22 protein-coding genes are annotated in these 21,175 nt (G+C 67.1%); 7 read left to right on the top strand and 15 right to left on the bottom strand.

The genetic code is table 11. From position 1 onward, the window contains the following. The first annotated feature begins 4 nt into the window (after window positions 1-4). The 5 genes from ACFE7D_RS07180 to ACFE7D_RS07160 all read left to right on the top strand — a co-directional run bounded on the left by ACFE7D_RS07180 (window position 5) and on the right by ACFE7D_RS07160 (window position 3,033). The gene (locus ACFE7D_RS07180) at window positions 5-436 is read left to right on the top strand and encodes an HPr kinase/phosphorylase (protein WP_375394745.1); all 432 of its coding nucleotides are present in this window, start codon (window positions 5-7) and stop codon (window positions 434-436) included. Beyond that, entirely contained in the window at window positions 433-1,386 is a 954-nt protein-coding gene (gene rapZ, locus ACFE7D_RS07175) for an RNase adapter RapZ (RefSeq protein ID WP_375394744.1), read from the top strand. Before ACFE7D_RS07180 ends, rapZ begins: the two co-directional genes overlap by 4 nt. Next, on the top strand, window positions 1,383-1,790 hold the full coding sequence (locus ACFE7D_RS07170; RefSeq protein WP_375394743.1) for a PTS sugar transporter subunit IIA: 408 nt from the start codon (window positions 1,383-1,385) through the stop codon (window positions 1,788-1,790). Before rapZ ends, ACFE7D_RS07170 begins: the two co-directional genes overlap by 4 nt. Then, on the top strand, window positions 1,787-2,059 hold the full coding sequence (locus ACFE7D_RS07165; protein ID WP_375394742.1) for an HPr family phosphocarrier protein: 273 nt from the start codon (window positions 1,787-1,789) through the stop codon (window positions 2,057-2,059). The genes ACFE7D_RS07170 and ACFE7D_RS07165 overlap by 4 nt, the downstream gene beginning before the upstream one ends. A gap of 170 nt (window positions 2,060-2,229) precedes the next feature. Next, entirely contained in the window at window positions 2,230-3,033 is an 804-nt protein-coding gene (locus ACFE7D_RS07160; protein WP_375394741.1) for a TrmH family RNA methyltransferase, read from the top strand. On the opposite strand, the gene ACFE7D_RS07155 is transcribed toward ACFE7D_RS07160, so the two are convergent. The 5 genes from ACFE7D_RS07155 to recR form a co-directional block, all read right to left on the bottom strand. Next, window positions 3,034-3,639, bottom strand: a complete 606-nt coding sequence (locus ACFE7D_RS07155; RefSeq protein WP_375394740.1) for a hypothetical protein — start codon at window positions 3,637-3,639, stop codon at window positions 3,034-3,036. It lies immediately after the preceding gene. A 144-nt stretch (window positions 3,640-3,783) separates the two neighbouring features. Continuing rightward, window positions 3,784-5,145 carry a DNA recombination protein RmuC gene (rmuC, locus tag ACFE7D_RS07150; RefSeq protein WP_375394739.1) on the bottom strand — a complete coding sequence of 454 codons (1,362 nt, stop codon included), beginning with the start codon at window positions 5,143-5,145 and terminating at the stop codon, window positions 3,784-3,786. Window positions 5,146-5,202: 57 nt separating this feature from the next. Then, entirely contained in the window at window positions 5,203-5,727 is a 525-nt protein-coding gene (gene def / locus ACFE7D_RS07145; RefSeq protein WP_375394738.1) for a peptide deformylase, read from the bottom strand. Window positions 5,728-5,759: 32 nt separating this feature from the next. Continuing rightward, the gene (locus ACFE7D_RS07140; RefSeq protein ID WP_375394737.1) at window positions 5,760-6,116 is read right to left on the bottom strand and encodes a VOC family protein; all 357 of its coding nucleotides are present in this window, start codon (window positions 6,114-6,116) and stop codon (window positions 5,760-5,762) included. 12 nt (window positions 6,117-6,128) lie between these two features. Next, window positions 6,129-6,725 carry a recombination mediator RecR gene (recR, locus tag ACFE7D_RS07135; protein WP_375394751.1) on the bottom strand — a complete coding sequence of 199 codons (597 nt, stop codon included), beginning with the start codon at window positions 6,723-6,725 and terminating at the stop codon, window positions 6,129-6,131. 77 nt (window positions 6,726-6,802) lie between these two features. Between recR and fmt the strand changes: the two genes are divergently transcribed. Both fmt and truA read left to right on the top strand, forming a co-directional pair. Further along, window positions 6,803-7,705 (top strand): methionyl-tRNA formyltransferase, encoded by a 903-nt coding sequence (gene fmt, locus ACFE7D_RS07130; protein ID WP_375394736.1) that lies wholly within the window; start codon window positions 6,803-6,805, stop codon window positions 7,703-7,705. Next, window positions 7,702-8,439, top strand: coding sequence for a tRNA pseudouridine(38-40) synthase TruA (truA, locus tag ACFE7D_RS07125; protein ID WP_375394735.1), 738 nt, complete (start codon window positions 7,702-7,704; stop codon window positions 8,437-8,439). The genes fmt and truA overlap by 4 nt, the downstream gene beginning before the upstream one ends. Here the strand turns inward: truA and ACFE7D_RS07120 are convergent. From ACFE7D_RS07120 to smpB, 10 genes are all read right to left on the bottom strand, one after another. Next, window positions 8,429-9,607: a class I SAM-dependent RNA methyltransferase gene (locus ACFE7D_RS07120; protein ID WP_375394734.1), complete on the bottom strand. Its 1,179-nt coding sequence runs from the start codon at window positions 9,605-9,607 to the stop codon at window positions 8,429-8,431. The genes truA and ACFE7D_RS07120 overlap by 11 nt on opposite strands. Next, complete coding sequence (locus tag ACFE7D_RS07115) at window positions 9,604-10,980, bottom strand: NAD(P)H-hydrate dehydratase (protein WP_375394733.1); 1,377 nt, start codon at window positions 10,978-10,980, stop codon at window positions 9,604-9,606. Before ACFE7D_RS07115 ends, ACFE7D_RS07120 begins: the two co-directional genes overlap by 4 nt. Then, on the bottom strand, window positions 10,977-11,354 hold the full coding sequence (locus ACFE7D_RS07110; RefSeq protein WP_375394732.1) for a hypothetical protein: 378 nt from the start codon (window positions 11,352-11,354) through the stop codon (window positions 10,977-10,979). Before ACFE7D_RS07110 ends, ACFE7D_RS07115 begins: the two co-directional genes overlap by 4 nt. Continuing rightward, window positions 11,341-13,062 carry a dihydroxy-acid dehydratase gene (ilvD, locus tag ACFE7D_RS07105; protein WP_375394731.1) on the bottom strand — a complete coding sequence of 574 codons (1,722 nt, stop codon included), beginning with the start codon at window positions 13,060-13,062 and terminating at the stop codon, window positions 11,341-11,343. The genes ACFE7D_RS07110 and ilvD overlap by 14 nt, the downstream gene beginning before the upstream one ends. A gap of 71 nt (window positions 13,063-13,133) precedes the next feature. After that, complete coding sequence (locus ACFE7D_RS07100; RefSeq protein WP_375394730.1) at window positions 13,134-13,490, bottom strand: response regulator; 357 nt, start codon at window positions 13,488-13,490, stop codon at window positions 13,134-13,136. Window positions 13,491-13,552: 62 nt separating this feature from the next. After that, window positions 13,553-15,946, bottom strand: a complete 2,394-nt coding sequence (locus tag ACFE7D_RS07095) for a response regulator (RefSeq protein WP_375394729.1) — start codon at window positions 15,944-15,946, stop codon at window positions 13,553-13,555. 23 nt (window positions 15,947-15,969) lie between these two features. Further along, window positions 15,970-18,009: a M13 family metallopeptidase gene (locus tag ACFE7D_RS07090; RefSeq protein WP_375394728.1), complete on the bottom strand. Its 2,040-nt coding sequence runs from the start codon at window positions 18,007-18,009 to the stop codon at window positions 15,970-15,972. 20 nt (window positions 18,010-18,029) lie between these two features. Continuing rightward, complete coding sequence (locus ACFE7D_RS07085) at window positions 18,030-20,108, bottom strand: M13 family metallopeptidase (protein ID WP_375394727.1); 2,079 nt, start codon at window positions 20,106-20,108, stop codon at window positions 18,030-18,032. 55 nt (window positions 20,109-20,163) lie between these two features. Continuing rightward, window positions 20,164-20,721 (bottom strand): DUF2062 domain-containing protein, encoded by a 558-nt coding sequence (locus ACFE7D_RS07080; RefSeq protein WP_375394726.1) that lies wholly within the window; start codon window positions 20,719-20,721, stop codon window positions 20,164-20,166. Next, a partial coding sequence (gene smpB, locus ACFE7D_RS07075) for an SsrA-binding protein SmpB (RefSeq protein WP_375394725.1) occupies window positions 20,714-21,175 on the bottom strand: 462 nt, incomplete at its 5' end. The genes ACFE7D_RS07080 and smpB, both read right to left, overlap by 8 nt.

Below are 21,175 nucleotides of genomic sequence, written 5' to 3'. Positions count from 1 at the left end.
CCTCATGGCCGCGATCTCCTCCGAAACGATTCACGCCACCACCGTCGCGATCGGCGGGCGCGCGGTGATGATCGAGGGGCCGTCCGGGGCCGGCAAGTCCGATCTGGCACTTCGGCTGATCGATCGCGGTGCGGTGCTTGTCAGCGATGACTACACGCTGTGCGTTCGCGTCGGCACGAACCTGCACGCCCGCGTACCGGCGATGACGATCGCCGGCCGGATCGAAGTCCGCGGGCTTGGCATCGTCGCGATGCCGCATGCCGACGACATCCCCGTCGCGCTTCTCGTACGGCTCGATCCGACGCCCGAGCGGATGCCCGAACGTCGGCTGCGCAAGATCGCGGGAATCGATATCCGCCAGTTCGTGCTCGATCCCCACCCCGCGTCAGCTACGATCAAGCTCGAACTCGCGCTCCGGGGCGAGACGATCGAATGAGCGACGGCACGCCGATTCTCCTCGTCACCGGGCTGTCGGGGGCGGGGAAGTCCACGGTGCTGAAGACACTGGAGGATCTCGGCTGGGAAGTCGTCGACAACCTGCCGCTGGCGTTGCTCGACCGGTTGCTCGACGCGCCGCTTCCCGCCGCGGCGGCCGGACGCTCGCAGCCGCTGGCGATCGGTATTGGTGCCAGAACGCGCGATTTCGATCCGGCACGGATCATCGGCCGTATCCGCACGCTGCAGACGTCCGGCGCGGTCGAGATCGGGACGCTGTTCCTCGACTGTGCGGACGGCGAACTCGAACGGCGTTATTCCGAAACGCGTCGCCGCCATCCGCTTGCCCCCGATCATCCGGCGGCCGACGGCATCGCCCGCGAACGCGAATTGCTGGCACCGCTCCGCGATTTCGCCAATCGACTGATCGACACCACCATGCTGACCGCGAACGAACTGGCGCAACAGGTCCGTGCGACCTTCGGCGACGAGGCGCATGGCCAGCCGACATTGTCGGTCATGTCGTTCGGCTTTTCGCGCGGCATTCCCCGCGGTGCCGATCTGGTCTTCGACATGCGCTTCCTGCGCAACCCGCATTGGGATCCCCTTCTCCGCCCCGGTACCGGGCTGGACGCCGACGTCGCCGCCTATGTCGCGGCCGACCCGGCGTATGAAGCCGCGGTGTCGCGGATCGAGGATCTGCTGCTGTTGCTGATCCCGCGCTATGCGGCGGAGGGGAAATCGTACGTTACCGTCGCGATCGGCTGTACCGGGGGGAGACACCGGTCGGTCCACGTCGCGGACCGCATCGCTCGCAGGTTGCACGAAGAGGGTTTTTCGCTCACCATCGCACACCGTGATCTGGCGGCGGCACCGCAGGACGCGCTGGAAGGATCATCGGTCGGCGACATGACGTCTGAACAGCAAATGCGGGACAAGCAAGCGCGATGATCGGCCTCGTACTGGTGACGCACGGCCGGCTCGCGGAAGAATTCCTCACCGCGATGATCCATGTCGTCGGCCCGCAGGAGCGCGTCGCGACGATCGCGATCGGTGCGGACGACGATATGGAGGAACGTCGTGCGGACATTGCAGCCGCGATTTCCGCGACGGACGCCGGCCGCGGCGTCATCCTGCTGACCGACCTGTTCGGCGGCACGCCGTCGAACCTCTCGATATCCCTGATGGAGCGCGGCCGGGTCGAGGTGATCGCCGGGATGAACTTGCCGATGCTGATCCGGCTCGGGTCCGCGCGTAAATCGATGAAGGTCGTCGACGCGGTCGCCGCGGCGCGCGAGGCGGGGCGCAAATACATCTCGGTCGCGTCCGAGGTGCTTGGGTCGGCGGCGGCGTGAGCGTGTCGCGGACCGTCCTCATCACCAACCGTCGCGGCCTCCACGCACGGGCCAGTGCCAAATTCGTGACACTGGCATCGACGCTGCCGTGCGAATTGCACGTCGCGAAGGATGGATCGGGCAGCGTCACCGGCACGTCGATCATGGGATTGATGATGCTCGGCGCGGCGATGGGTGACGCGATCACGATCAGTGCCAGCGGCGATGGTGCGGACGCGGCGGTTGGGGCCGTTTGCGCACTGGTCGAGGGGAAGTTCGGGGAAGACTAGCGGCACCGACGGCGTCGCCTGGCGACGACCGGCGACGTGGTCTTGCCACGCCGCTCTCACGCAGGCGCGCCCCGGCGAAGCCGCATCGTCGGTGGGCGCTTTAGCACCGCCGGCCGGCACAGCTAATCCGCCTTGCCCTAGCCCATGGCTAGAGCTTAGGCCGCTGCGCCATGCCCCGCGAAATCACCGCCTTTTCGAACCCGCTCGTCAAATACGCCCGCGATTTGCGCGACAGGCGGCATCGCCGGGCGGCGCGGCAGTTCCTGGCGGAGGGATTGCGCATCCTGACCGAGGCGCGCGACACCGGACGCCTGCCCGCTACCCTGTTCTACGCCGCGGCCAGCGCGGACCATCCGCTCGTCCATGCGTTGTCGATGGATGTCGAGGCGGCGGGCGGCGAGTCGATCCAGACGACGCCCGACATTCTGTCCAAGCTGTCGGGCAAGGATAATCCGCAAGCGGTTGTGGGTATCTTCGACGAATTCGAACGGACGCTCACCGATCTTGATCGAACGAGCGCAGCGATCTGGCTGGTGGCGGAGCGGCTGCGCGATCCCGGCAACCTCGGGACCATCCTGCGTACCGCGGACGCGGTCGGTTCGGGTGGGCTGATCCTGATCGGCGAATGCGTCGATGCGTTTTCGGTGGAGGCCGTCCGCGCCAGCATGGGGGCGTTGTTCACCATCCCCGTCGTCCGCAGCGTATGGCCGGATTTTATCGAATGGCTTCGCGCCGGGCCGGGGCAACTGGTAGGGCTAAGCCTCGACACCGATACCGACTATCGCGCCGCGACTTATGCCGCGCCGACATTCCTGCTCACGGGTAACGAGGCGCATGGCATACCCGCCGGTTATGCCGCCGCGTGCGACCTGCTGGTCAGGATCCCGATGCTGGGCAAGGCGGACAGCCTGAACGCGGCGGTGGCAACGGCGGTGATGGCGTACGAAGTGCTGTCTCGGACGCCGCGAGCTTGATCAGAATTTGACGCCGAACACCAGGTTCGCGACGGGGTTCATCCGGTTGTCGTCGCGGCCGCCGCCCAGGCGGCGTTCGAACGAACGCGGCATGCTGGCATTGACCCGGCCGAGCAGCGTTCCGCCCTCCACACCGAACGCCACCTTGTTCGCGACCGTCTTGGTATAGCCGAACGTCATCGCCGGCGTCTGCCGCTTGAAGCCGTAGCGGACCCCGCCGGAACTACGGTTGCCCGGCGACCAGAGCAGGTTGTTCGTCAGCTTGTCAGCTTCGCGTGCGAAGTTGGTCACCCCGAAGAAGCGCAGCCCGCCCGAAAAGTGGAACCCGCTATTCGCCAACGGGTAGAATTCCATCATCGAACTGGCGAAACGGTGGCGAAGCGCGATGCCCTCGCTGGTGAACTGATCGGCGACAAGGGTCATCGGCTTTTCGAACCGGCCGCCGATGGCAGGACCGAACCGCGCCTCGACCACGGGAACGACGCTGACCGCGCCCTGCGCCACCGCCGAAGCGACCGTATCGGCGAACGGGACCGATGGCTCGGCCGCCATCGCCGACGCTGCCATATTCAGCATCGTCACTGCCAGTGCAACTGCGATCCGCATCCTGCTTCCCCTGAAGCCGACCGGCCGGCGCGTTGCCGTCCCCCAGTCGTAGGGAAGGACGGCGCGACGAGCGTTAACCCACACGAAATCATGATAGGATATCGATGGAACGTGCTTTTTCATTGATGAACCGAAGCGGGGGTATCAATCTGTTGCGGAACCAACTGTCGTGTCGATCAATGTCGGCTCCACGCCATAGCGCGCGAGCGCTTCGACAGGCGCGACATCCTCGATCTCCCGCGCACCGGTTTCAATGTTAAGATCGCGGAACTTGCGCGCCGTTACCAGTGTGCGCGTTTCGAAACTGGTCACGAATGCGTTGTAGTTGTTGACTGCGGTAGTCAGGCCACCACCGACCTTGCGCAGATCCCCTGCCGCCTTGGCCAGCCGGTCGTACAATTCCTTGCCGAGCGCGCCGATATCCTGCGCCTGCTTGGCCATCTTCTCCTGCCGCCAAACCGCATCGACGGTCCGCGCGATCGCGATGAGGTTGGTCGGCGTTGCAAGCAGGACCCGCTTCTCGAACGCGAAGTCCCACAAGGTCGGATCATGTTCCAGCGCGGCGGACAGGAAATGCTCGCCCGGCACGAACATGATGACGTAGTCGGGCGCATCGGCGAACTGGCTCCAGTACGCCTTGTTGCCCAGCCCGTTGACATGCGCGCGCATCGACGCGGCATGCGCGGCGAGCCCCCGGTCGCGCTCCCCCTCCTCGACCGCGCCGAACGCGTCCTGATAGGCGTTGAGCGAGACCTTCGCGTCGATCACCAGGCTCCGCCCGCCGGGCACGCGCACGATCGCGTCGGGCCGCAGGCGCCCGCCATCCTCGTGCGCGACGCTGACCTCGGTCTGGAAATCGGTATGCTCGCTCAGTCCACATGTCTCCAGCACGTTCTTTAGTTGTTGCTCGCCCCATCGCCCGCGCGACTTGGGTGCATTGCGAAGCGAATTGACCAATTTCGCCGCCTCGCTCGACACCTTGTCCTGGCCGATCCGCAAGTCCTTCAGCTGTCCCTCGAGCTGATCGAACGCGCTTCGGCGTTCGGTCTCCACCTTGGCGACGGTCTCCTCGTATTTCAGCAACCGGTCGCTCACCGGTTGCAACATCGATTTCAGATTCTGCCCCGCCGCCTCTTCGGACTGGCGGAAGCGCGCATCGGCGCGTTCCAAGAACTGCGCTTGCGCGGTCTCCAGCGCCCTGGCGGCGGCGGCCCCAAATTGCGCGGTCATCGCAACTTCGGCTTCTTTCAGCTGCTGCAACGTTGCGAGGTGCGCGGCCTGCCGCTCGTCCACCTGCGCGCGCAACCGGGCGACCTCCTGCATCGCCGCGTTGCGCTCACGCTCAACCGCGTCCCGTGCCTGGCGAACGAGGTCGACATCCGCCGCCCGGCTCCGCGCGACGGCCAGGTCGCTGGCCAGCCCACCGGAGCGCCAGCTCGCGATCAGCCAACCAAGTGCCAGGCCAGCAGCGGCTCCCGATATGGCGACGATAACCAGTTCGACCATGTAAGCTCCCTCTGACGGGAACATAGATCGAACGAAGCCGAGCGGCCAGTGCTTTCCTCAGGCGGCCTTGCGCGCCTTGGCCAGTTTCTTGAGCAACATGTCGCGTTTCAGTCGCGAGACATGGTCGATGAACAATATGCCGTCGCAGTGATCGATCTCATGCTGCATGCAGGTCGAAAGAAGCCCGTCCAGATCCTCCTCGTGCACGCCGCCTTCTTCGCCCAGCCAGCGCACCCGGCAGCGCGAGGGACGCGTGACCTCGGCATATTGCTCCGGGATCGACAGGCAACCCTCATTATAGGCCGATACCTCGTCGCTCGCCTCGATCACCTCGGGGTTCACATAGGCATGCGGGTCGCGGATCGGCTTGCCGTCCTCGTCCTCCTCCTCCTGAAGGTCGATGACGACGACCCGCTTCGCCACCCCGACCTGGATCGCGGCGAGACCGATCCCCTTCGCGGCATACATCGTGTCGGTCATGTCCGCGATCAGCCGGCGGATATCGTCGTCGACCGTCTCGACGGGCGCGGAAAGCACGCGCAGGCGGGCATCGGGAACTTCGACGATAGGGAGGACGGACATGGCGCGTCAGCTAGGAAAGCGGCGCGCGTGCGTCAAGCGACCGGCGGTTCCCATAATTCGATGGGGTTGCCCTCCGGATCGTGGATGCGGGCGAACCTCCCGACGCCGGGTGAGTTCCATTCGGGCTTCGTAACGACCGCGATGCCCCCGCTGGAAAGGGTAGCCAGCATCGCGTCGAGATCGGTGACGCGGAAGTTGAGCATGAACTGCCGATCGACCGGAAAATAATCGCTGTCGTGCGCGAAGGTGGTAAAAACGCTGGGGCCGGTCTCCGGCGTCCACTTGCCATATTTGCCGGCACCCACGCCCAGATGCTCGCGATACCAGGTCGCGAGCGCCTTCGGGTCTTTCGCCCGGACGAAGATGCCGCCAATTCCCGTCACCGCCATCGCAATTCCCCCTCAAGCCACCGGCCGCCGCGCACGCAGCGCCTGCGCCAGCGTCCCCTCGTCGAGATAGTCCAGTTCGCCGCCAACCGGCAATCCATGCGCGAGTTCGGTCACTCGTACCGGAAACCGTTCGATCCGGTCGGCGATGTAATGCGCGGTCGTCTGCCCCTCGAGCGTCGCATTCATCGCCAGCACCACTTCGTCGATCCCCCCCGCCTCGATCCGGCGGACGAGCAGGTCGATCGACAGATCCTCCGGCCGCACGCCCTCCAGCGCGGACAGCCGACCGCCCAGCACATGGAACCGCCCCGCGAACAGCCGCGACCGATCGAGCGCCCACAGATCGGCCACCTCCTCGACCACGCACAACGATCGCCGGTCGCGGCGCGGATCGGCGCAGACGCTGCACGGGTCGTGCGTATCGACATTGCCGCAGGTCGCGCACGTCACCAGCCGCTCCTCCACCGCGACAAGCGCCGACAGCAGAGGCGCGAGCGCGCCTTCGCGTTTCTTGAGGAGATGCAGCACAGCACGCCGCGCGGACCGTGGCCCCAGTCCGGGCAACCTTGCCAACGCCTGAGTCAGCGCCTCGATCTCGGGGGATGCCATGACGCGGCGATAGGGGGTTGCGCCGCGCATCGCCAGCGCGTTGAAGCGGCGGCGATGCGGCCACGGCGAAGCGAACAATGAAGATCGTCTTCATGGGAACCCCCGACTTCTCGGTGCCCGTGCTGGATGCGCTCGCCGCCGCGGGACACGACGTGATCGCTGCCTATACCCAGCCGCCGCGGCCGGGCGGGCGGCGCGGGCGCGAACTGGTGCCCTCGCCGGTGCAGCGCCGCGCGGAGGCGGTAGGCATTCCCGTGCGGTCGCCGGTATCGCTGCGGGGTCCGGACGCGCAGGCGGACCTCGCCGCGCTCGACGCCGATGTCGGCGTGGTCGCGGCCTATGGCCTGATCCTCCCGCAGGCGATCCTCGACATGCCGCGGCTCGGGTGCCTCAACGTCCACGCCTCGTTGCTGCCGCGCTGGCGGGGGGCTGCACCGATCCAGCGCGCGATCCTGGCCGGCGATGCGGAGACCGGCGTCGCGATCATGCAGATGGCGGCCGGGCTGGATACCGGACCGGTGCGGCTTGAAGCCCGAACGTTCGTCGGTGGCAAGACCGCGGGCGATCTGACTCACGAACTGGCGTCGCTGGGCGCGGCGGCGATGGTGGAGGTGCTGAGGAACCCAGACGCCCATCCCCCGGTGCCGCAATCGGACGATGGCGTTACCTATGCCGCCAAGATCGACAAGGCAGAGTTGCGAATCGATTTTACCCATACAGGTGAGCAAATAGATCGACAAATCTACGCGATGAATCCTCCAGGCGCGTTTTTCGAATATAAGGGCGAACGAGTGCGGGTGTTGGTTGCCGATTGGGACAAAGGCGACGGACAGCCTGGGCTTGTGTTGAACGACCACCTGACAATCGCTTGCCGCAAGGATGTGGTTACGCCCGTCCGCGTTCAACGTGCCGGCCGTGGCGAGATGTCGGTGCCGGAGCTACTTCGCGGCTTTCCCATTCCCGCGGGCACCAGGCTTTGACGCGCTACGCGCTGACGATCGAATATGACGGTCGGCCCTTCATGGGCTGGCAGCGCCAGGCGCACGGTGCGACCGTGCAGCAGACGCTCGAGGACGCCGCGTTCGCGATGACCGGTGAGCGCGTTGCAGTCCATGCCGCGGGGCGTACCGATGCCGGCGTTCACGCGCTGGCGATGCGCGCGCAGGTCGATCTGACCGCCGACGTCGCTCCGTTCCGGCTGATGGAGGCGCTCAACGCGCTCGCCCGCCCGGCACCCGTCGCGATATTGGCCTGCGAAGCGGTCGCGGACGACTGGCATGCGCGCTTTTCCTGCCTTGGCCGCGCCTACGAATACCGCATCGTCAACCGCCGCGCACCGCTGACGGTTGGCAACGGGCTGGCGTGGCAAGTGCCGCAGCCGCTCGACGCGACGGCCATGGCGGAGGGTGCGGCGATGCTCGTCGGGCGGCATGACTTCACCACCTTCCGCTCCGCGCATTGCCAGGCGGACAGCCCGCTCCGCACGCTCGACCGGCTGGATGTCGCGCGCGACGGTGACGCGGTCGTCGTCCAGGCGGCGGCACGGTCGTTCCTCCATCATCAGGTGCGATCGATGGTCGGCTGCCTCGCGCTCGTCGGGATGGGGCGCTGGACCCCGGGCGACCTTCGCCGGGCGCTGGAGGCCCGGGACCGGGCGCGGCTCGGTCTGAACGCGCCGCCCGACGGGCTGTATTTCGTGTCGGCTACCTACTGAAGCTTGCCGCCAGCTCGACATGCGTCGACCAGCGGAACTGGCCGACCGGGCGCACCCAGTCGATCCGCCAGCCGGCTTCGCACAAGATCTTCGCATCCCGCGCAAAGCTGCTGGGATCGCAGGAAACATAGGCGATCGATCCGACCCGGCATGCCGCCAGCGCCGCGATCTGCTCGCGCGCGCCGGCCCGCGGTGGATCGAGCACGACCGCGCCGAACCGGTCGAGTTCCGCCACTGTGAGCGGCCGTCGATACAGGTCGCGATATTCCGCGAACACCGGGCGACGCGCCAGATGCGCCGCGCCTTTCAACGCCATCACCGCCTCGCGCGATCCTTCCGCGGCATAGACCTTCGCCGATAACGATAGCGCGAAGGTGCCGAGCCCGGCGAACAGGTCGGCAACCGCCGCCGCACCCGTCACCGCTTCACGTACCGCGGCAACCAGCGCGGCCTCGCCCTCCAAGGTCGCCTGCAGGAACGCGGCATGCGGCAACGGGACCGCGACGCCGCCGAGCGTGATCGTCGCCGCATCGGGTTCCCAGCGCGTCTCCGGGCCCGATCCGTCGTCGATCGCAAACCGGGCGACGCCGTGACGCTCGCAAAAGGCGGTGATCGCCTCCGCCGCTGGCAACCAGTCCGCGGTCACATTGGTAACGAGAATATCCGGGCCTTGATCCGCCAACGTCAGATGGACATCGCTCCGCCGTTTCAGCTGCAATCGCTGAAGCAGCCCGCGCAGCGGCGCGACGAGCGCGAACAGTTGCGGCGACAGGATGTGGCATTCCTGGATATCGACGATCGCATGGCTCGCCGCCGCCGCGAAGCCGAGCGTGACCCGCCCGCCCCTCGCCTCGGCATGCAAGGTCGCGCGGCGGCGGCTGTCGGGGGGCGACACCGAGGCGAGCGCGATCGGCGCGGTCAGCCCCTGCCCGTCCAGCGCGCTGGCGATCCGGTCCGCGACGAACGCGGCATAGCTCTCATCGTCGAGCTGTTGGAGCTGGCACCCCCCGCAGGTCGGGAAATGGCGGCATGGCGGCACCTGGTGATGCGGCCCCCAGCCCAGCGCGCCAGTTGGGGTCAGCATGTCGCCCGGCGCGGCAAAAGGGGCGTGCCGGCCATCTTCCGCCACACCCTCACCGCGCGCCGATACGCGGGTAATAAGGCTCACAGCGACGCTCGCGCTGCGGTCAGCGCGTCGGCCAGATCGTCCGCGATGAACGCCGGCCCCGCGCGCCGCGCCGCTTCGCCGTGGAGCCAGACGCCGGCGCAGGCGGCCCCGAATGGCGTCATCCCCGACGCCCGGGTAGCCGCGATCGTTCCCGCCAGCACGTCGCCGGTGCCGGCAGTCGAGAGCCAGTCGCTCGCACATTCGGCTACGCAGACGCGACCGGTTGGCGACGCGATCACCGTATCCGCACCCTTGAAGACGACCACCGCGCCCGACCGTCGCGCGGCATCGCGCGTGCGGGCGATCTTGTCCGCATCCGATTTGCCGAAAAGCGCGTCGAACTCGCCGCCGTGGGGGGTCAGGATCGCGTTCGGCGCGCAGGAAGCGATCGTCGCAGGATCGACCAAATGCAGCGCATCGCCGTCGATCACCATCGGCCTGCCGCCATCGAAGGCGAGGTCGAGCTTGCGCCGCGCTTCGTCATCGCGGCCGAGCCCGGGGCCGACAAGGAGCGCGCCGATCCGCCTGTCGCCGATCGCCTTCGCGTCCAGCGGCTTGCGGACAAGCGCATGCGGTGGCCCCGCCGTCTCGCCCAGCAGCAGCACGTAGCCCGCCCCAGCGCGCATCGCGGCGATGCCGGCCAGTTCCGCCGCGCCCGCCATCGCACCGGCGATCACCGCGACCATGCCGCGGGTGTATTTCTGCGCATCCGGCCCCGGGGTCGGCAAGGACGATCGTTCGAGGACATGCGAGTCGCTTTGCCCCGCCACCCCGATATCGAGCAGCCGCACCGACCGCGCGTAGCGCGCCGCGGGCTGGAGAACATGCGCCGGTTTCACCGCGCCCAAAGCCAGCACGACATCGAACATCGGCGGCAGCGATAGCACCGCGCCGTCGTCGGTCGACACACCGCTCGGCAGATCGACCGCGATCGTCAGCCGCGCCGCTGCCGCCAGGTCCCGTAACCGCGTCACAACGGCATCGTCGATCGGCCGCGACAGGCCGGTACCGAACAGCGCATCGACCAGCACGGGTGCCGGCGCGACGTCGCCGAGCGCTTCGACCGGTCCGTCCCACCCCGCCGCCGCCGTCCGGCACGCCTCGCTGATGGGGGCAGCCGATGCCGCCACGCACACCGGGACGCCCGCCGCCTTCAGTCGAGCCGCGGCGATGTAGCCGTCGCCGCCATTGTTGCCCGGACCGCACAGGATCAGCACCGGCCCGCCCGCCGCGAGCCGCCGCACCGTGGTCGCCACCGCTTCGCCCGCCCGCGCCATCAGCGTATCGACCGTGACGTCGGCGGTCATCGCCGCAATTTCGGCCGCACGCATCTCCGCCGCGGTCAGGATCGGCTGGCCGTCGACCGCAATCATGACGCCGCGGACTTCGCCTTCACCGTTGCCGGCAGGCGATAGCGATCGCCGCCGATGGCGACGTCGATAGTCTCCGGCACGACGATCGTCACCACCGCGCGCTGCGCGCCGTCCGCCGCGATCACGCCGCGGCCGTCCTTCGTCACCAGCAACCGGTGAAACGCGCCATCGGGGTGGCGGACGGTCAGTACGAGCCCGCCATCGCCCTCCAGCCGGTCGATCGAGCAGACGCGCGTCATCGGGGCATCGCCGTGCGCGCAGCCGATACGGTCGTCGTCCGCCGTCACCGGGATCGACGCTACGTTCCCACCATCCGTCGGCTGGCTGTGGCAGGCGGCGAGCAGCAGCAACGCGCCCGCGCTAGATATCCGCATAGACATGCGTTTCCGCCGATCCGCCCGGGTGCGTTACCGCGCCGCTGTAAGCGGGTCCGACCGTCTTCGCATAGCGCCACAGCGCGCCCGAGCCGTAATCGGTCGCGCGCGGCGTCCAGCGCGCGCGGCGATCGGCCAGCACATCGTCCGCAACCAGCAGGTCGATCGTGCCTGCCTCCGCATCGATCCGGATCGTGTCGCCATCCTCGACCAGCGCGATCGGCCCGCCCTCCGCCGCCTCCGGCCCGACATGCCCGATGCAGAACCCGCGCGTCCCGCCCGAAAACCGCCCATCGGTGATGAGGGCAACCTTTTCGCCCAGTCCGAGCCCGTACAAGGCCGCGGTCGTCGACAGCATCTCGCGCATCCCCGGCCCGCCCTTTGGACCTTCGTAGCGGATCACGATCACTTCGCCCTCGTTTATCCGCCGCGCCTCGACCGCGGCGAAGCAATCCTCTTCGCAGTCGAACACCCGCGCCGGCCCCTCGAACACCAGCCGGTGCATCCCCGCGACCTTCACGATCGCGCCATCGGGTGCCAGGCTGCCGCGCAGACCGACGACGCCCCCGGTGGGCGATAGCGGCGTCTTCACGTCGTAGATCACCTTTTGATCGGGGTTCCACGTCACCTGGTCGATATTCTCGGCGAGCGTCCTGCCGCTGACGGTCATGCAGTCGCCCTTCAGGAAACCGCCCTCCATCAGCGTCTTCATCAGCATGTAGACGCCGCCGGCCTCGTACATGTCCTTCGCGACATAGCGGCCGCCGGGCTTCAGGTCGGCGATGTACGGCGTGGTCCTGAAAATCTCCGCGACGTCGAACAGGTCGAATGCTATTCCCGCCTCATGCGCCATCGCCGGCAGGTGCAGCGCGGCGTTGGTCGACCCGCCCGTCGCCGCCACGACGCGCGCCGCGTTGATGAACGCGTCGCGGGTGCAGATGTCGCGCGGGCGGAGATTGCGTTCGATCAGCTCCATGATCTGCACGCCTGCCGCATGCGCGATCTGTTCGCGGCTGCTGTAAGGCGCGGGTGCCATGTTGCTGTTCGGCATCGACAATCCGATCGCCTCGGCGACACAGGCCATGGTGTTGGCGGTGAACTGCCCCCCGCATGCGCCCGCGCTCGGACAGGCGACCTTTTCCAGATCGTGCACCTCCGACAGGGGACACGCCCCGGCGGCATATTTGCCGACGATCTCGAACACGTCGACGACGGTCACGTCCTTGTCGTGAAACCGCCCGGGCAGGATCGAGCCGCCATAGACGAAGATCGACGGCACGTTCAGCCGGAGCATCGCCATCATCATGCCCGGCAACGACTTGTCGCACCCGGCAAAGCCGATCAGCGCGTCGTAGCAATGCCCGCGGACGCTGAGTTCGACCGAGTCGGCGATGACTTCGCGGCTGACGAGCGAGGACTTCATCCCCTGATGCCCCATCGCGATGCCGTCGGTGACGGTGATGGTGTTGAACCGGCGCGGCATCCCGCCACCCTCGACGACACCCCGGGTCGCGACCGCCGCCTGCGCGTCGAGCGTGATGTTGCACGGCGCGCTGTCGTTGCCCGCACTCGCGACCGCGACGAACGGCTTGGCGATATCCTCCTCCGATATCCCCATCGCATAATAATAGCTGCGATGCGGCGCGCGCTCGGGACCGACCGAGACGTGACGGCTGGGAAGACGCGATTTGTCGAAACGGTTGCTCATGACGACCGCCTATGTCGCGAGATGACCGGCCTGCGCAAGTCCGTTACCGACCGAGCACCGGTAACGAGGGTTTACGCGCCGAGCGCGTCCAGCGCCTGTGCGACGCCGTCCATCGTGAACGGCTTCTGCAGCCGTGGCCGATCGGAATGCAGACCCAGTTCGCTGTCCGCGCTGCCGCCGGTCGCGAAAACGAAGGGGATGCCCCGCGCCGCCAGCGCGTCCGCCACGGGTGCACTCTTCTCACCGCCGCGCAGATTCACGTCGAGGATCGCGGCGTCTATGTCGCCGGTCCGGATCAACGCCAAGGCGCTCGCGACGCTGTCGGCCGTGCCCGCAACATCCTTGTCCAGGATTTCGAGAAAATCCTCCAGCATCATGGCGATCAACGGTTCGTCTTCGACGACGAGGATGCGCTTTGGCGAGGTCATCGACGCCCCTGTAACGATGCGCACGAGAACGTCAAAGGGGCATGATCGTCAAGGTGCGGCCCCTAATGCGCCGCCAGCACGTCACGCGCCGCCTCCGCCAATTGCTGGACCGAAAAGGGCTTGGGCAGGAAGGACACATCGTCGAGGTCGATCGACTTGCGAAGCTGCTCCTCGGCATAGCCCGACATGAACAGGATCGGCAGGTCGGGATAGCGTTCGCGCACGATGCGGACCATCGTCGGGCCATCCATCGTCGGCATGACGACATCGCTGATCAGCAGGTCGGGCCGGCCGCTGGTTTCAAGCACCTCGAGCGCCGCCTCGCCATTCTCCGCGGTCAGCACGCTATAGCCCTGGCGGGTGAGCGCCCGCTCGGCGACCGCGCGGACCATGTCCTCGTCCTCGACCAGCAGGATCGTGCCGGTGCCCCAGATCTCCGCAGGCCGCCCGGCGGGCCGCGCTGGCTGCGCTCGCACCACTGCACCGGCCGCGTGGACCGGCAGGTAGATCGTGAACACCGCGCCCCTGCCCGGCGGCGTCTCGGCAAAGATATAGCCGCCCGACTGTTTGACGATGCCATAGACGGTGGAGAGACCAAGCCCCGTGCCCTTCCCGACCTCCTTGGTAGTGAAGAACGGCTCGAAAATCTTTGGCAGGATATCGGGCGGGATGCCGGTACCGGTGTCGGCCACCACCAGCGCGGTGTAGTCGGCGATCGGCAGGATGTCCGACGCCATCTGCCGCACCTCCGCCGCGGTCACCGTGCGTGTGGTGATCGACAGGACGTTGATCCCGCCCTTTTGCGGGCCGGCAAGCATCGCGTCGCGAGCATTGACCGCCAGATTGACGACGACCTGCTCCAATTGTCCAGGATCGGCACGCACCGGCCCCAGATCGCGGCCATGCTGCACATCGAGCCGCACCGTCTCGCCCATCAGCCGCTTGAGCAGGTTCGACACTTCGGACACGACATCGGGCAGTTGCAGGATTTGCGGGCGAAGCGTCTGCTGGCGGCTGAACGCCAGCAACTGCCGCGTCAGCCCCGCGGCGCGGTTCGAATTGGTGCGGATCTGCTGGATGTCGTCATAATCGCTGTCCCCGGGCGAATGGCGCATCATCATCAGGTCGCAGTGTCCGATGATCGCAGTCAGGATGTTGTTGAAATCATGCGCGACCCCGCCCGCGAGTTGCCCTACCGCCTGCATCTTGGTCGCCTGCGCGACCTCGCGCTTCAGCCGGCTTTCCTCGCTATTGTCCTTCAGGCTCAGCAATACCGCGGCATCGCCGAGCCCCCGCGCGCCCGCAATGGTCAGCGCGACGGGTTCGTCGGGATGATCCTTCAGCCGCACCGCCATATCGGTCGAATGCGTCGCTCCACCGGCGAAGCGCCGGATCGCATCGGCGACCGCGGCCTTATCCTCGCGCACCACCAGATCGCCCGGATAGAGCGGCGGCGCGGCGCGATCCACCGCCGCGGCGCGGACGAACGAATCGTTCATCTGCAGGAACCGCCCGTCGCGGTCGACCAGCGCCATTCCGAAGGGCATCAGGCTGACAAGGCTGCGGACATGCGCCGAGGCACTGGCCCCGATCGCGGGTGCGTCGTCCTCCTCGTCGAGCAAGGCGACCAGCGACCCGTCGTCGTCGCCATCGCCGAAGGGTACCTGCAGCACGCGAAGCGGCGTCCCCTCCAGCCCTTCGCGCTCGAACCGCACCAGCCCGCGACTGTCGGTGATGAGGAAGCGCGCGAAATCCTGCCCCTCGATCGCGCCGTCCACGCTGCCCGTCGCGCGCTTTCGCAACACGCGATTGGCGACCCGGACCCGGCCATCGGCCTCGATCGTCGCTGCCATGATGCCGGCGGCGCCGAGCCGGTCGCCGGCAGCGTCCGCGATCGCAGCATCGATCGTGTCCGCGGCCTCCTGCATGTCGGCGATCGCGAAGCGCCAGACGAGCATGTCCGCCTCCTCGCCGGTCCGCTCGATCGTGACCGCCAGCTTGCCGCCCGCGACCGGCAACGAATCGAGCCGCGCCTGCCCGTCGCGCCACGCGATCCGCCCGACCTTGCCGAGTTCGGTCACCGCGGCTTCGGCGATGGGGAGCCCGGGCGGCGTCGGGAAGCCATAGAACAACGCCGAGTACGCGTCGTTCGCGCAGACGAGCCGCCCGGCCCGGTCGGTGATCGCAACCGCGTCCGCGCTGACGGCGGCGACCGAACGAATAAAGCCCCAGTCGATCGCGCCCGCATTCGGCTCCGCCGCTACCGGCGCCAGCAACCGCCAGACCATGACCATGCCGATCGCGATCACGCCGCCGGCGAGGAACCCGGCGGCGGCAATAACGTCATGGACCAGCCACAGGACGAGCAATGCCGCGACCAGCGCCGCCGCGCCGGCCACGATCGCGGCGTTGCGAACGGCATCATGGCCGGCCGGTACGGGGACGCTCGTCGCCATCGGATCGATGTCCCCGTCTGCCGCTACCAGACGCGGACGCGCGCATCGGGCGCGAGGTACAGCTTGCCCGCCGGTGCCGGCGAGAAGGCGGCGTACCATGGGTCCATGTCGCGAACGATATCCGCGCGCTGTTCGGACGGCGAGTGCGGATCGGTGACGAGCTGCTTCTTCAGCTGCGCCTCGCGGTAGTTGCGCCGCCACACCTGCGACCAGCCGAGGTAGAAGCGCTGATCGCCGGTGAAGCCGTCGATCATGGGGGCCGCCTTGCCGCCCAGCGCCTTGTGGTACGCATCATAGGCGACGGTCAGACCGGCCAGATCCGCCATGTTCTCGCCGAGCGTCAGGTGGCCGTTGACGTGCACTCCCGGCAGCGGCTCGTACGCGTCGTACTGCGCTGCCAGCTTCTCGGTCAGCGCCTTGAAATTCGCTACGTCGGTGGGCGTCCACCAATCGGCAAGTTCACCGCGCGCGTTGAACTTCGCGCCCTGGTCGTCGAAATGATGGCTCATCTCGTGGCCGATGACCGCACCGATCCCGCCGTAATTGACCGCCAGATCTGCCTTGGGATCGAAGAAGGGCGGTTGCAGGATCGCGGCGGGGAACACGATCTCCACCATCACCGGGTTGGCATAGGCGTTCACCGTCATCGGCGTCATGCCCCATTCCCAGCGCATCAGCGGCTTGCCCAGCTTGGCGACGTTCCAGTCATGTTGCCACGCATTCGCACGCATCTGGTTGCCGTACGCGTCGCCGGGCTTGATCGTCAGCGCGCCATAGTCGTGCCACTGCGACGGATAGCCGATCTTGGGCGTGAACGCGGCGAGTTTTGCGTGCGCCTTCGCCTTCGTCTCGGGTGCCATCCAGCTCAGCTTTTCGATCCGTGCGTTCATCGCGGTGATGATGTTCTTCACCAGCTGGTCGGCGGCGGCCTTCGTCTCGGGCGGGAAATATTGCTTCACGTATAATTGCGATACGTCGTCCGACAGCGCGCCGGAGGTGAAGTCGACCGCGCGCTTCCAGCGCACCGCCTGTTGCGGCGTGCCCGACAGCGTCGTGCCGTAGAAGGCAAAATTCTCCTGGTCGAACGCGGTCGGCAGCACGTCTGCATACGCGTCGAGCGACCGCATCAGCAACTGGTCGCGCAGCACGCCGATCGGCGCGTCGGCGATCGCCTTGGCGATGCCGGCGATCGCGGTCGGCTGACCTACGATCACCGTATCGACCGGCGTGCCTATGTCCTTGAAATAGGTCGCGAAGGCGAAGCCGGGCGCGCTCTTGGTCAGGTCGGCGACGATCATCTTGTTGTACGTCTTGTTCGCGTCGCGGCTCTCCACGCGCGTCCAGCTAACGGTGGCGATACCGGTCTCGTAATCGACGATCGCCTTGGCGCGCGCCTCGGCATTCGCTTCGCCCGCCAGCGTGAACATCTTCGCGATATGCGCCTGATACGCCGCCTTCTGGGGCGCGAACTTCGCATCGAGATAATAATCGCGGTCGGGCAGGCCGAGGCCGCCCTGGCGCAGGCCGAGCGCATAGAGCGACGGCTGCTTCGCATCCTGCCCGACGCCGCCGCCGAACGGCCCGCGAATGCCCATCCGGTCCGCCTCGGCCAGCAACGCCGGATAGCCCGCCTTGTCGGTCAGCCCCGCGATCCTGGTCAGCCAGGGCTTGATCGGCGCGAGGCTCCTCGCATCGATCGCGGCGGTGTCGAGATAGGTGGCATACGCCGTGCCGATCTTCGACCCCGTCGCCTTCTGCGCCTCCAATATGTCGTGCGTGCGGGTGCGCGACAGGTCCGCCAGCACGTCGAACGCGCCGAAGCTGGACTTGTCCGCCGGGATCGCGGTCTGCTTGCCCCAGGTGCCGCCGGCATAGCCGTAGAAATCGTTACCCGGCGCGATCGACCGGTCCATGCCCGCAATATCGAACCCGAAATCGCCGATCTGCGGCGCACCCGCAGCAGGCGTGGCGGACGCAGCAGGCGTAGCGGACTGTGCGTGCACCGCGACGACGCCAACCAGCGCCGATGCCGCGAGCAAGCTCGTGAGGACCATCTTCTTCATGCATCGTCTCCCTTTTTCGTTCACCAGATCCGCACGCGCGCTTCGGGCGCGAGGTACATCGCCTGCCCCGGCTTCACGCCGAACGCGGCATACCACGGGTCGAGGTTGCGCGTCGTCAGCGCGCGGTAATGCCCCGGGGAATGCGGATCGGACAGCAGCGCCTGGCGAAGCGCGGGATCGCGGTACTTGATCCGCCACACCTGCGCCCAGCCATAATAGAAACGCTGGTCGCCGGTCAGCCCGCCGATCACCGGTGCCGGCTGCCCGCCCAGCGACTTGTGATACGCGTCGAGCGCCACGGTCAGCCCGGCCAGATCGGCGATGTTCTCGCCCAGCGTAAGCCCGCCCTGGATATGCTGGCCCGCCAGCGGTTCGTACGCGTCATATTGCTTCACCAGCGCGTCGGTGAAGGTCTTGAACTTGGCCACGTCCTGCGGCGTCCACCAGTCGCCCAGCTTGCCGGTCAGATCGTATTTGCGGCCCTGGTCGTCGAAATGATGGCTGATCTCGTGGCCGATGACCGCGCCGATACCGCCATAGTTGATCGCCGGGTCCGCCTTCGGATCGAAGAAGGGCGGCTGCAGGATCGCCGCCGGGAAGACGATCTCGTTCATCGTCGGGTTGGCGTAGGCGTTGATGGTCATCGGCGTCATGAACCATTCGCCCCGATCGAGCGGGCTGCCGAGCTTGCGAAGTCCGCGATCATATTCGAACGCGTTCGCGCGCGCGACATTCCCCACCAGATCGCCGCGCGTCACCACCAGCGCGGAATAATCGCGCCATTTCTTGGGATAGCCGATCTTCGGCGTGAACGCGGCGAGCTTCGCCTGCGCCTTCACCTTCGTCTCGGGGGCCATCCATTCCAGATTGCGCAACCGCTCGCCCATCGCGGCGATGACGTTCGCGACCAGCTGGTCGGCCGCCGCCTTCGCATCGGGCGGGAAGTATTTCTGGACATAGACCTGCCCGATCGCCTCGCCCAGCGCGCCGCTGGTCGCGGACACGCCGCGTTTCCAGCGGACCTGCTGCTCGGGCGTCCCGGATAGCGCGGTGCCGTAGAAAGCGAATTTCATCTTGTCGATGTCGCTCGACAGATACGGCGCATAGGCACGCAGCAACTTCAGCACGGCATAATCGCGGAGCACCGGCAGCGATACGGCGGCGAACAGCTTCGCCTCGCCGCTCACCGCACTCGGCTGCGCGACCAGGTAACAGGGCCGCCCGGCTATCCCGAGCGCCGTCATGTATCGCGCCCAGGGCATCCCCGGTGCCTTCGCCGCGAAATCGGCCATGGTCCATTTGTTGTAGGTCTGGTCCGCGTCGCGGTTGCGGATCGAGTCCCAATGCGCCCTGGCGATGTCCGTCTCGAACGCCATCACCGCCGCGGCGCGCGGCCCGGCGCGATCGGCCTCCACCCCAGACAAGGTCAGCATCTTGGTCAGATAGGCCAGATAGGCGATCCGCACCGCGACGATCGGCGCATCCTGCTTCAGGTAGAAATCGCGGTCCGGCAGGCCGAGGCCACCCTGCTGGAAACCGGCGACATAGGTCTGCGGGTCCTTGTCGTCCTGCCCGACCCCCATGCCGATCATACCGCCGACCCCCTGCCGCTGCAGCGTTGCCATTTCGAGCAGCAGCGCGTCACGGTCGGGCGCGGCGGCGATGGCGGCGAGCCAGGGCTTGACCGGCTCCAGCCCCCTCGCATTCACCGCGGCCTCGTCCATGAAGCTCGAATAGAAATCGCCGACCTTGTCGCCCGGCGTCCGGGCCGCGTCGTCCAGGATGCCGCGCGTGCGGGTCAGCGACAGGTCCTGCAGGACGTGGAACATGCCGTAGGACGATCGGTCCGCAGGGATTTGCGTCGCGTTGAACCAGGTGCCGTCGGCATGATCGTAGAAATCGGTCCCCGGTGCCACCGACAGATCGCGGCCCGCCATGTCGAAGCCGAACGCACCGATCTGCGGGCCCGCCGCCGACGCCGGCGCGACCGGTCCCGCCGCGGCATCGGCGACGGTGTCGGCCTTGCGCATGGACTGTGCGACGACGACGCCGGACATGGTGGGGACGAGCAACAGGGCGACGAGAACCGGTTTACGCATCGATGATCCTTGATCGGGATAGGTGATACGCGTTCTACGCCATGCGCCGCCATCGTCAATTATGCTTTGTGACGTGGCGGTTACGCCATTTCCGCGCGATCCACACCCGCCACCCGATCGCACTCGCGGCATAGCCGGCAACGCCGAGGGCGGCAGCGATGATCAGCAACCCGATCATCGTCGCCGGACCCACCTCGACCATCAGCCAGTGCATCCAGCCCGCATTAGCCTCGACTCCGTGGATGATCGGACGACCCGGCACCGTCGCATCGAGTCTGAGCACCCAACGCCCGATCCTGTAAGCCGCCACCCACAGGATCGGCACCGTCACCGGATTGTTGAGCAGCGTCGTTCCCACCGCCACCGGCACATTGGCCTTCAGCGGCAGGGACAATAGCGCGGCGAGCGGCATGTGCGCAATCGGCAGCAGCGTACCGATCACCAGCCCCAGCGCGACCCCGCGCGGTACCGACCGACGGGTGAAGCGCCACAAGGCGGGGGCCAGCACCAGATGCGCGACCGGCCGAAGCCAGCGATTGCGCTCGAAGCTGTCGCGTGTCGGCACATGGTTCCAGACCCATGCCGCCACCCCGGACCGCACGGGTTCAGCCACGGTCGCGCAGGATCCGCCCCTGCTCGCGCTTCCAGTCGCGCTCCTTGCTTGCCTCGCGCTTGTCATGCGCCTGGCGGCCCTTGGCGAGCGCAAGTTCGATCTTCGCACGGCCCTTGGAATTGAAATATACCGTCAGCGGCACCAGCGTCATGCCGTCGCGCGATACCGCCGCGTGCATCTTGCCGATCTCGCGCCCGTTCAGCAGCAGTTTGCGCGGGCGTTTCGGCTCATGGTTGAACCGGTTGCCATGGCTGAATTCGGGCACGTTCGAATTGACGAGCCAGACCTCGCCGCTCTTCACCTCGGCATAGCTTTCGGCGATCGACCCGGTGCCGTCGCGCAAGCTCTTCACCTCGGTACCCGTCAGCACGATGCCCGCCTCGTAGATCGTATCAATGGAATAATCGAACCGCGCGCGCCTATTCTCGGCGACGATCTTGGTCTTCTCGAAGGG

This window comes from uncultured Sphingomonas sp. (assembly GCF_964244235.1).
GTDB lineage: Bacteria > Pseudomonadota > Alphaproteobacteria > Sphingomonadales > Sphingomonadaceae > Sphingomonas.
Note: the sequence above shows the minus strand (reverse complement) of the source record. Positions and strands in the feature narration are given on the sequence as shown.